This window comes from Erysipelatoclostridium sp. DFI.2.3 (genome assembly GCF_019132535.1).
GTDB classification, from domain to species: domain Bacteria; phylum Bacillota_I; class Bacilli_A; order Erysipelotrichales; family Erysipelotrichaceae; genus Clostridium_AQ; species Clostridium_AQ innocuum.
Genome location: NZ_JAHOOJ010000034.1, coordinates 16,757 through 28,141 on the forward strand (window position 1 = coordinate 16,757; position 11,385 = coordinate 28,141).

Here is an 11,385-nt window from a genome sequence, read left to right on the forward strand (position 1 = left end):
AAATCTAAGCATTTTACTTCGCCAGCATAATTACGCAGGTTTTCTTATAAAAAGCAATCCCATATCCTATAATATCCGTATATCCTCTTTCCTGTAAACCATCGATATAGTTCATTTCCCTGATCTGATGACATGCTCTTTGTGCGGTTATTTCTATATCCTTTTCTTTTGTTGCAACCTTAACTTCAAGCACAAGTCCTCTTTTTTTCTTATAAGCCGGTAGTACCATGATATCACTACGGCCATTACCGGTTTCCTGATTGGATACGATTTGATAATCACTGAGCATACCGACCAACATTCCATGATAAAATTTTTCATCATAATCGAAATAGCTTATGGATTTAAACAATATGGTATTCAAAACTTCATTTGCGGTTTCCACATCTTCTTTCATGAATGCATCAACCAATGTTCTGCTCTTTGCTTTAACCTGCTCCTGAAACCATTCTTCAAATATCAAGGTATAGATTCGGTTGATTTCCTTATTCGGTATCATAAGCTGATATACTGCTTTATCTTTATCGACACACGCTATCGCTTTCAGATAGCCTGTGAACAGCAGAAAACTGTAAATGTTGTTTATCTGATCCATCTCACGATAGGTTAGTTCATATCTTACCGTTTGTGTAATCCTTCCACCAGATGTCAGCGTATCAAAATCCGTTCTCATTTGTGAATCGGCTTTCTGAATGTATTGATATATAATATCATTCCCACTCGTATTCGCCCAGAAAGATTCCGGTACATCATTTCCCTGCAGGATTTTCAGCACATATTTCAGTACGCTCCATGGATTGTATATCTCTTTGTTTCCAAACAGATAACCGTCATACCACTCTTTTACGGTTTGTCCATATGATTTTAAATGATAGTACTCTAAAAGCTTTAGTGTTTCTTCCGGTGTGAACCCAAAGCAGGTACTGGATGGTTCTTCCGTAATGGAATACACATTGAAATTATTTAATCCTGTGAAAATACTCTCTTTCGCAATTCTCAAGCATCCGGTAAGGATTCCCTTCTCCAGAGCATCATTTGTTTTTAAAGCAGCACTGAATATACCGCTTAAAAAGTCTGCCATTTCATCATAATATCCGTTTAAATATGCACTTTGTAATGGAACATCATATTCATCTATTAAAAGAATCACATTCTTATGGTAATGCTGCTTCAGGCATACACAAAGAAATTTTAATGCATTCTGTAAGTCCACATCACTCTGTGTGCGGCGTGAGTAAGCGACAAGCTGCTCTTTATCGAAGGTGCTTACTTCCTCACTATCGAGTAATTCCTTATTATTTCTGACAATCTCCTGAATCAGGATTGCGAACATTGCTTTTTGATTTTCGAAAGAGACTTGTTTCATATCTTTCAGAGTTATGAAGATGACCGGATACTGATTCTGATATCGTAGAATCTCTGCATCCTTTGTGATATGCAGACCATCAAAAAGATAAGCATTCTCCTTCTGCTTTAATGAGAAAAAATAATAAAGCATATTCATATTCAGAGTTTTACCAAAACGTCTGGGTCTTGTATATAATGCGACCTTTTCTTTGCACACATCCTTTATAAACAGTGTCTTATCTACATAATAATATTCACCATCAATCAATTCTTTAAAACTTTCAATGCCAATTGGTATATGCTTCATAGGTATCAGCTCCTGTAGCTATATTATATCACGGCAGCTGTGACAGATAAAAGAGAATTACGTTCTTTATGTTGGTACCACTATATTCTGATAGTGAGATATGCTACAATCACTGTAGATATGGAAAAGTTAGGAGGTTCTTGTTATGTATATTGTACGTCCCGTTACAATGGAAACCCTATGGGGAGATACACGTCTGCATGCCTATCAGGGAGATCGTGCTGCTCAGACGATTGGCTGTGTGTATACACTGAGTGGAATCGATGGAATCGACTGTGAAATTTATAATGAAAAGGAGGAAACAACCCTTCGCAGGGCAGTCAAGGAGAATCCTGCTGTCTTTGGTCTTGAAGATGGTGAGGAATTTCCTTTGATCATCGCTTTTGATTCCTGTGCACAGGATGTCAGCTTTCAGATTCATCCAACCGATACCTATGCAAAGGAGCAGCTGCAATTGCCCTATGGAAAAAGCGAGGCCTGGTATTTCATAGAGAAGCCAAGTGAGGGTTGGGTGTATGCCGAGAACAAAGCGGGTCATCGAGCAGCTGTTGAAGCTGCGCTGCAAAAGAGAGATTTTCATGGTGTCATTGATCACATACCCGTTTCTGAAAATGACCTTGTGTATATCCGAAGCGGCATGATGCATGCCCTTACCGCAGGGTCCTTGATCTATGAGATTCAACAGTCCACCAACATCACCTACCGCTTATATGATTATGAGCGAAAGGATATGCATGGTCATACAAGACCACTCCATGTGAAGGAAGCACTTGCGAATCTGGATTCCTCCCTGCATGTCCAAAAACAGAACTTTTCAGAAGGAAGCAGCTTCGACCAGCGGGAGTTCTCTTTGCGACACCTCACCTTATCCGGCAGCTATACGAATACATATTCCATCGCATCCGTGATATCCGTGGTTTCCGGCAGTCTTCAGGTAGATACCTTTACCGTGTTACGGGGTGGTAGTATCCTTGTTATGCCAGAGGAATGCATTCAGCTTACAGGAAGTGCAGAATGCATCATTGCGGCAGCCCATCCGTATTGGAGAGCGCAGGATCAGGAATGAAAGAAGCTACAAAAAACGTGTATATCAGAACTTTGGTTCCAGTATACACGTTTTCGTTTTTTATATTAGACCTCTTATAGCTTTCGCAGATAATAATTCTGATAAAGTGTGCCATCCCAGCCGACCAGCGACTCCTTTGATGGGGAAAATCCCATTTCCAGCAATACAGCCCTGCGTTTTTCTGCTTCCTGTACACATTTGGTTATAACCTGTGTACACTGAAACAAATCACGGATATGCGGCAGAATCAAAGAAAGGATCTCTTGAAGACAGGATTGTTCTTCATATTTGCTTAAAAGATCAAGACGCAGTACAGCTGTATTGTCATAGGCGTCATTCGCCGAACGTTTAAAAAGCTCCATCGTCCCGATTGCAGTCGAGGAAGTACAATCCAGAATACTCCAGCGAACAAACCCTTCTCTATGGTATTCCATAATCCAGTAATTGATTGCCTGTTCCATCCGTACTCTGCTCGTATAATAAAAATCATCTTCACAATTATCACAATTGCAAAGAGCAACTGTTTTTGGATCGCTGTATACCTTTAATAAATCATTCACATCACTCTGTTTTACGAATCGAATACGATAATTTTCATTTTGATAGATAGGACATTGTCTATATGGATTCATTGCATTCTCCTTTCTGTCACATAATTGTTATGCTTGTGACAAAACCATCATAACAAAAAAACTGCGACAGCGTTATGTCTCAGTTTTCATGAACTTCAGATTATTCACACATTGCATAGTAAATAAACATTATGGAAGTGCTACAATCAAACATGACTTCTTATAAAATGCAATTCCATATCCTACGATATCTGTATATTCTTTCTTTTGCAAACCCTTTAGATACTGCTTTTCCTTTATCTGCTCACATGCCTGAACTGCTGCATGTTCCATCTCTTCCTCTTTTGAGGCTACTTTTAATTCCAGCAGGAACCCCCGTTTCTTCTTATAGAACGGAAGCACCGCAAGATCGAACCTTCCCAACCCGGATTCCTGATTTGAAAGAATCTGATAGTTGTTCATTTGTTTTCAATGCTGCACTGAAGATACCGCCAAGAAAATCAGTCATTTCTTCATGATAAGCATTTAAATACGCATTTTGCAAAGGTACATTACGCCTTGGGCGGGCAGCGCCTATTCATCTATCAGAATAATTACTTTCTTCTGATAATGTTTATATAGACATTGACTTAAAAAGCGCAATCCATTTTTTAAGTCAGCAATGTTCACATCACCTTCCTGATAGCATATGAGAAGTTTTTTATCAATATCATCCAGTCGCTCACTTGTAAGTAAATCCTTATATTTACCTATCAGCTTCCGTATGATCACTTTGAAAATATCGATCTGATTTTGAAACCTGATTTCCTTCATATCCTTAAGTGTTATCAGGATAACCGGATACTGATTTTGATATTGCACTGCAATCTTGTTTTTGGTAATGTTTAACCCGTTGAAAAGGTACGCGTTTTCTTTTTGTTTGATTGAGAAAAAATAATAGAGCACGCCTGGGCGGGCAGCGCCTACTCATGTTCAACGTTTTCCCGAATCTTCGCGGTCTGGTATACAGAACAACTTTTTCTTTCAGTACATCCTGAATAAACATGGTTTTATCTATGTAATAATATTGATGATCGACCAATTCTTTAAAGTCTTCTACACCGATCGGCAAACGCTTCATGTCATCAGCTCCTTAATGGTATTATACCAAGTGATTGGAAAATCTCAATCCTGTTACTGGCCTATAATGTACCAAGCACAAGATGAAAGCTCACACTCCCCTGTTCCTGTGTCATAAAAATATCGCCATCCATTTTCTGCATCAGCTGCTTGCAGATATACAAGCCCAGACCGTTTCCTGCATGGCTGTTAACATTGTTTCCCCGATAAAAGCTTTGAAAGATAGCACCGGCATCACTTTGCTCAATATAGGAGCCGGAATTTTCTAGTTTCAGTATACTGTGATGATCTTCTTCATAAAAGGACACGTGAATCCATTTTCCATCTCCGTATTTCATCGCATTATCAACAATATTGCCAATAACTTCACGTAACCTTGTCAAGTCTGTATAGACCAGCTGATCCTTACAGGGGGATTGCTCATAGGATATCAGTGCCAGTTCAATGCGCTCTTGTTCCCGCCTCAGCAAGACTTCCACATCATGGAGATAGACCTCTTCCATATGTACATCAAAATCAAACAAATCTTCATTGCTCGTATGCATGATTTCCTTTACATACTGATCGATTTTATCACAATTTTCATACAGACGCTCACAGATCAGCTCTTCCGAATACAGGTGCTCCTTCATTGCGTCCGTATACAGGCGGATGTTGGAAAGCGGTGTCTTAATATCATGGGAAAGAGAGGCAATCATTGTCTGCTTTTCCTTCATCAGCGCTGTTTCTTTTTCCTCATGATGGCGCAGCTCCTCCTTCATCACATCAATTGCCCAGATGAATTTGCCGAAGAATCGATGCTTCTGCTGGGGCAGCTCATACGTGAAATCTCTGTTTTTCAAAGCTGTTGCCATAGCCTCCATATTATGAAAGGGCTGTATAATCTGCCGGCGGATATAGAATAGAAGATAGACAACAAGCAATATGACACCAAGCAGGGTGGTATTGATAATCCAGAAGATTGAGGACGGTATGCGCTGTACACGATAGGTAAAGCGATAGAAGCTGCCCTCCTGCTTTGCCGGAAGAAGCACACTTCTTGTACGGGAGCGGTCCATATAGGATTGCATGGAGGTCTTCTTCAGTTCAAGCAGTTCAACCTGAATTTTTGCCATGCGATTGATTTCTACCAGTGCTTCATCCGGGATTGTTTCATCCCGCAGCCATAAGAGTAGTCCGTTTAATCCTACCAGAAGCAGCAGAAGCAGTGCCGGGACAAGCACGGTCAGCCTATTCCATGCCTTCATAGCGGTAGCCTACTCCCCATACAGTAATCAGCCGCTTTGGATGACGCGGATCGGTTTCTATTTTTTCACGCAGTGTATTGACATGTGTCGTCAGCGTGGACAGCTCACTTTCAGAGGCATCAGTCCAGATTGCGGAAAATATATAGTCCTTACGCAGCGTTGTATGCCTTTTTCTCAGCAGCAGAACCAGCAACTCAAACTCCTTTACAGAGAGGGCCAGCTGCTTTCCTTTCAATGTCACATTTCGCCGCTCGATGTCTACCAGAAGATCATCGTCCTTCAGCACATTGCGCTCCTCCTGCATTTCATAGCCTCTTCTCAGCTGAGCTTTGATTTTAGCCAGCATAACAGCCATGGCAAAGGGCTTTTCCACATAATCATCCGCTCCCAGCTCATAGCCCAGCAATTGATCGCTTGTCTGCGTTCGTGCACTCATGATGATAATGGGAAGATTGCTGCTTTGTCTGGCCTGCGTACAAATGCGAAAGCCGTCCATATCCGGCAGCATGATATCAACGAGAAGAAGACGCACCTTCTCCTGCTGTAAGAGTGTAAGTGCGTCATCTCCCCGCTGTACACAGCGTGTCTGATATCCCTCATGCAGCAGAAACCGCTCTAATACATCCCGCAGTTCATCATTATCCTCAACAACAAGAATATCAATCATACACACGCCCCCCTTCTACCAGCCCTTTTCCATCAGCCAGTTGTATACCTTTTTTTCCCGTTCCTTCAACTCATCCGCATGCTTCAGCATACCGATATCGAGATTGCTTTCAATTTTCCCATCATTGATATAGCAGATGCGCTGTGCATAGGAAGCCACCTTCACATCATGGGTTACCATCAGAATCGTCGTTCCCTGCTCGTGTACCTTTGAAAACATATCCATGACTTCCTTCGCATTGGAGCTGTTTAACGCACCTGTAGGCTCATCCGCAAACAGAATCTGCGGCTGATTGATCATTGCTCTGGCGATACAGGCACGCTGCAGCTCTCCACCGCTTACTTCCTGAATGCTATGCCCTGCAATCGAGGTAATCTGAAATTTCCGCAGCAGCTCATCCGCATAGGCATTGATTTCCTTATGCTTTCTTTTCTTTGCCATATAGCCGGGAAGTATCACATTGTCATAGATGTTCAGATTGTTTAGAAAATGCATCTGCTGGAAGATAAAGCCCATTTCATGCAGGCGCAGCTTCGCCATTTCCATTTCATTATACCTGCTGATTTCTTTATGGTCAAATTCCACTGTTCCCGAGTTGATATGATCCATACCGCTGATGGTATACAGCAGGGTGGATTTACCGCTGCCGCTTGGTCCCATGACGGCGATGAATTCTCCTTTGTGAATGGAAAGATCCACATTGCGCAGGACATGATTCTGCTTTTTATTTACGACAAAGCTTTTGCATAGCTGTCTGACCTCTATTATTGTTTCCATACATATTCTCCTCCTTATGAATCACACCGCTGTATTTATATGCTTTTAATACGGTACCGAAAAATTTTATTCCTCACTCAAATCTTTAATATTCCATGCCGGTATGGTGCGATTGACAATCCATTGCGCTGTTATAGCGGACATGATGAACAGCAGCGGATACAGGACATACATATTGAGTCGAGCACTTCTCAGTTCTATGCTCCCCATACCCATGGATTCCATATACGTCTCCAGCAGTCCGTTCGCACAGAAGATGTGTAACAAAATTCCCAGCACTAGACCGCATAGTATCTGAATCATACAACGAGCAAACAGCCATTTGCGGATATTGCGTTTGGCATAGCCCATACTGCGCATCAGAGCAATCGCTTTTTTTGCACGCAGCATGTGCAGCTTGGAGAACAGTATTGTCAAAGCGAAGGTAATGACCAGAATGATCGTAATAATCAGATCCGACATCATGGTAATCTGCTGCGGCATATCTCCGCTGAAGGTTTTTGTCATTTGCCTGCTGTCAATCAGCTTCATCCCCTTATACTCCTTTTTGATAGTTTCTGCGACCTGACGGTTGGTTAATTCCCCCTGTGATAGGTGAATCACCAGATAGCCGGTATACGCATATTCATATTCAATATCACCTGCGAGGATGTTATTCCCCAGATTCATCATACTGCTGTAAATACCGCTGATGAGGTAGGTGTTTTTCTTCCCTTCGTATTCCATGCTGATGGAGTCGCCGATAGTTTTCCTATAACGCTTAGCCAGTGTAGTAGTCAGGGCAAGCTCATTGGACAGCTTGGGAGCCTTGCCGTAATCAAAGGTGATCGTATTCCCATCAGCGCGTTTCATGAGAAATACCGAGGTATTCAGACCATCATCGCTGAGGGATGCACTGGTCATGGTTTCAATATCGACACGGACATGCTCATCGTAGACTTTCAAATCGCAAAGCACCATAGCACTTTTTTCTTCCAGATCCTTTATGGTGTTGCCTCCATTTTGCTGGGAGTAGAGATCACCGATCGATATCTTCAGAATTTGCAGAAAGGTATCCTTCTGGAAGGCATCCTTAAGGGTTAGAGGGACAAGTATCAATACCATGCAGAAGGCATAGATAATGACCATCATGAGAAAGTGCTTTCTCTGTGCCATAAGATCGTTGAAGGCCAGAAAGCTGTGAAGGCTATGAAGGCGGGTCTTGGCAAGTGTGAAGCGGGTGTGTTCCTTATAGGTCTCTCCTTCATTTCCTTTGCGGATGGCATCCATAGTGCTTTGTTTTTTCAGCTTTCGCAGTACAAGAGTCGTCACGGTATAGACAAGTGCCGGGATCAGGATAACAATAATCAGGGAGAGATAGGTGCCTGTGTTCCCCGGCATAACGGGAACGATGCCAGCCTGCATACCTTCCAGCAGATTAGTAAACGGGATAGAGATAAGGAATCCGATAAAAACACCGATAAGTGAAATACTCATATATTTCATTAGATAGAGCGGTTTTATTTGAGAGTGCTGGAAACCGATTGCTTTCATGATACCGATTTCTGCATAGCTGCTTTCAATCTGAAAGAGGATGGTGAAGCGAATGATCAGAAAGGACATGCATAGCAGAATGATGCCACTCATGAGAAGCATGGCACTGGTGCCGAGGCTGACTCCCATAAAGGAGAGCTCTGCAGTTTCTTTGTCTACGAGAATCGCATTAGGTAATCCGGCCTTCTGCATTTCATATTCCAGCTGCTTTGTGTTTGGCCCGTCGTTTACCGAGAGTACCACAGCATGATCAATGTCCTGCGTGACATCATATTGAATTTGATAATCTGCAGGGTGCAGGATGATGCGTTTTTGTCCCATCATATCAGAACCGTATACGGAATCACGTACAAAGCTGGTGATTTTATAGGTGTAGGTCCTGGTACCGCGCAAAATCTGGAAGGTGTCATTCAGCTGTAGATTCAGCTGATGCTTTATAGATAGCGGGATGCCGACCTCACCCGGTTGGATGTCCGGGGTTTTGTTGTTTTCATCGAATAGAAAATTATAGGTCTTTGGCAAGGTTGTCGCAAAGCAACCGGAGCTTTCCAGGTCGTTGGTACCATTGAAGCGCATAACACTCAGCGGCAGGGTGATAGCATGCTCGATTTGATATGCATCAATGTCTTTTGCTTTCATAAAGGCTCTGATTTTCTGTACATCTTTTTTTGTAATATTCATCATGGAAAAGTTATAGTCTGCCACCTTTCCCATATCGTCCATGAAGTAGGATATCTGGTTTTGTGATGAGTAGATCAGGGATATACTGGCACAGGACAGCATGGTGGATACGGCAAGGAATATCATTAACCATGAAGTTGGTCAGCTTGCCATGCAGCAGGTCGTTTTTTAGTAGTCGCAGCAACATTTTGATTACCTCTCATTTCTGTATGTTCAGTATATCGCAGGAATTCTAAAGAAATCCTAAAGTTGGATGAATTATGAGAGAACATGGGTATTATTATACAGGAATGTAGGGATGGATGCTATAAATATGGAAGATGTGATGATTTCAGAGGTTTGTAATTTATGTAAATTTCTGACAGAATAATCAAGCAAGCGGTCTAAAATCAGCATATGTTCAAAAGAAGAGGCAGATACGCTGATTAGGTATCTGCCTTCTTTGCTCTACATGATTTCTGCACATCCTAGTGCTATGGCATTAGTCATTCTATCTCATATTTACCTTCCTCTTCTATTTTCGGGAGTTACTATAATAGATAATTTAGGTAACGCCTTGGTATCAAACTGTTTTTCTTAAATATTTCTACTAGGTTGTTCTCGACTGTGCTACTTTTTTCACCATTCACACCTATTAGCATATAAATATAAGCTTCTGACTGTCTTCTATCTGATTACATATCAGTTCCAGTTAATTAATGTATATTTAACCCCTTCCATCATTTTACATTTATGGATTCAATTAATTTTATATCTTATATAAAGGTATACCTTTTTATTAATAAAGGGTATACAAATGCTTATCTCATTCCATTCTACACGCTGCTATTATCAAGATTTAGGAAAGAAATAAACTGTTTACAGAAACTGCTTTCTATCTCTCCAGGAAGAAGTTCAATCCACAGGCTATATGTGTCATGAGTAATGAGTTCATTGCAAATTATCACGATAATGAAGCAGATAGTTAAAAAAATGGAAAGGGAATCTTGTATTGGCTGTCAATGAATCAAAAATCATTCTTCTCAACACAAAGGAAAATGCATCTGCATTCGGAAGAATCTCTGCATCTACAAATCCAACAAAAAATCAATCAAAACCTGTAGGAGGACTTTTATCTACCTTACATGACTGTCTAAACAATACGTTTTTAGATATGCAATTCGGTTCATGTATATTAAGTGAAATGGCACTAGCAGCACAACATATCAAAACTTATTGTGAAAATTATGTTGAAAAGCAATCTTTACCTTTGATTGCGGGTATCCGTCTATGCGACTCATAGTTCAACTGTTACAACAAAAACAATACTTTCTATTTCGTGTATCTTCTGTTTTTTTTAAAGCTTATTTGGATCAGGTACAGGATGGTGAAGACAGATAATTTGAAGTAACATTCGATAAACGACAAATCACTATCGAGAGGAAATTGGATTTCGCCAGGATCTAATGAATACCATATATCAGCTTCGGTTCACTAAGATCATCATAGGAAAAGACGAATATGGAGAAGACATTGTGGAATTCCTGATATCTGACCTGCCAATGGATGAATACAGCATAGATGACTTAAAGGAATTGTATCATCTGCGCTGGACGATAGAAACATCCTATAATCGGCTTAAGAACAGGATGAAATTGGAGAAATTCAGTGGATTCAAAGAGATACTCATCTATCAGGATATTTATGCAGATATATGGTTGTATAATTTGATATAACTAAAAAAAATAGAAATTAATGAAAAAGCAGCTATTGAACAAAAGGAAGATGGAGAATGCGTAATCAAGCAAAATTTCAACAAGACAGTGGACATCATGAAAAAAATGTTTATCAAATCATTGGTAATGATAGATGAAGATATCAATAATACTGCAATGCAAGTGATTGAGGAAAATATTATGAACAACGTCATGTGGATAAAAAAAGATCGATCCTATAAAAAGCAGGGAATGTGAAGAATTATGTGTAAGTAAAAATCGACAGGTTTAGATAGTAGATGACGAATCATGTCTAATCATCATCTGTTTATGTATTATCAGTATGCCCAATTCATCAAGGGTTATACTGATTTT

Annotated in this window: 12 protein-coding genes; 3 read left to right on the forward strand and 9 right to left on the reverse strand. The window is 40.7% G+C overall.

The window, feature by feature from the left end; translation table 11 throughout:
- Positions 1–13: 13 nt before the first annotated feature.
- Positions 14–1,654 (reverse strand): AAA family ATPase, encoded by a 1,641-nt coding sequence (locus KSZ58_RS21015; protein WP_008817579.1) that lies wholly within the window; start codon positions 1,652–1,654, stop codon positions 14–16.
- Between the two features lie 145 nt (positions 1,655–1,799).
- Between KSZ58_RS21015 and KSZ58_RS21020 the strand changes: the two genes are divergently transcribed.
- Positions 1,800–2,720 carry a class I mannose-6-phosphate isomerase gene (locus KSZ58_RS21020; protein WP_008817580.1) on the forward strand — a complete coding sequence of 307 codons (921 nt, stop codon included), beginning with the start codon at positions 1,800–1,802 and terminating at the stop codon, positions 2,718–2,720.
- 74 nt (positions 2,721–2,794) lie between these two features.
- Here KSZ58_RS21020 and KSZ58_RS21025 read toward each other — a convergent pair whose 3' ends face one another.
- The 8 genes from KSZ58_RS21025 to KSZ58_RS21060 all read right to left on the reverse strand — a co-directional run bounded on the left by KSZ58_RS21025 (position 2,795) and on the right by KSZ58_RS21060 (position 9,442).
- Positions 2,795–3,352 (reverse strand): GNAT family N-acetyltransferase, encoded by a 558-nt coding sequence (locus KSZ58_RS21025; RefSeq protein WP_008817581.1) that lies wholly within the window; start codon positions 3,350–3,352, stop codon positions 2,795–2,797.
- A 129-nt stretch (positions 3,353–3,481) separates the two neighbouring features.
- Positions 3,482–3,754, reverse strand: coding sequence for a PD-(D/E)XK nuclease domain-containing protein (locus KSZ58_RS21030; RefSeq protein WP_009271013.1), 273 nt, complete (start codon positions 3,752–3,754; stop codon positions 3,482–3,484).
- A 111-nt stretch (positions 3,755–3,865) separates the two neighbouring features.
- Complete coding sequence (locus tag KSZ58_RS21035) at positions 3,866–4,216, reverse strand: AAA family ATPase (RefSeq protein ID WP_257269470.1); 351 nt, start codon at positions 4,214–4,216, stop codon at positions 3,866–3,868.
- Complete coding sequence (locus KSZ58_RS21040) at positions 4,110–4,412, reverse strand: AAA family ATPase (RefSeq protein ID WP_009271015.1); 303 nt, start codon at positions 4,410–4,412, stop codon at positions 4,110–4,112. The genes KSZ58_RS21035 and KSZ58_RS21040 overlap by 107 nt, the downstream gene beginning before the upstream one ends.
- A gap of 61 nt (positions 4,413–4,473) precedes the next feature.
- Positions 4,474–5,658, reverse strand: a complete 1,185-nt coding sequence (locus KSZ58_RS21045; protein WP_009271016.1) for a HAMP domain-containing sensor histidine kinase — start codon at positions 5,656–5,658, stop codon at positions 4,474–4,476.
- Positions 5,642–6,325 carry a response regulator transcription factor gene (locus KSZ58_RS21050; RefSeq protein WP_009271017.1) on the reverse strand — a complete coding sequence of 228 codons (684 nt, stop codon included), beginning with the start codon at positions 6,323–6,325 and terminating at the stop codon, positions 5,642–5,644. Before KSZ58_RS21050 ends, KSZ58_RS21045 begins: the two co-directional genes overlap by 17 nt.
- 15 nt (positions 6,326–6,340) lie before the next feature.
- The gene (locus KSZ58_RS21055) at positions 6,341–7,102 is read right to left on the reverse strand and encodes an ABC transporter ATP-binding protein (protein ID WP_009271018.1); all 762 of its coding nucleotides are present in this window, start codon (positions 7,100–7,102) and stop codon (positions 6,341–6,343) included.
- 66 nt (positions 7,103–7,168) lie between these two features.
- Entirely contained in the window at positions 7,169–9,442 is a 2,274-nt protein-coding gene (locus tag KSZ58_RS21060) for an FtsX-like permease family protein (protein ID WP_224727335.1), read from the reverse strand.
- An 865-nt stretch (positions 9,443–10,307) separates the two neighbouring features.
- Between KSZ58_RS21060 and KSZ58_RS21065 the strand changes: the two genes are divergently transcribed.
- Positions 10,308–10,598 carry a hypothetical protein gene (locus tag KSZ58_RS21065; protein WP_142419761.1) on the forward strand — a complete coding sequence of 97 codons (291 nt, stop codon included), beginning with the start codon at positions 10,308–10,310 and terminating at the stop codon, positions 10,596–10,598.
- Between the two features lie 163 nt (positions 10,599–10,761).
- Complete coding sequence (locus KSZ58_RS21070; protein ID WP_009271020.1) at positions 10,762–11,031, forward strand: transposase; 270 nt, start codon at positions 10,762–10,764, stop codon at positions 11,029–11,031.
- The last annotated feature ends 354 nt before the right edge of the window (positions 11,032–11,385 follow it).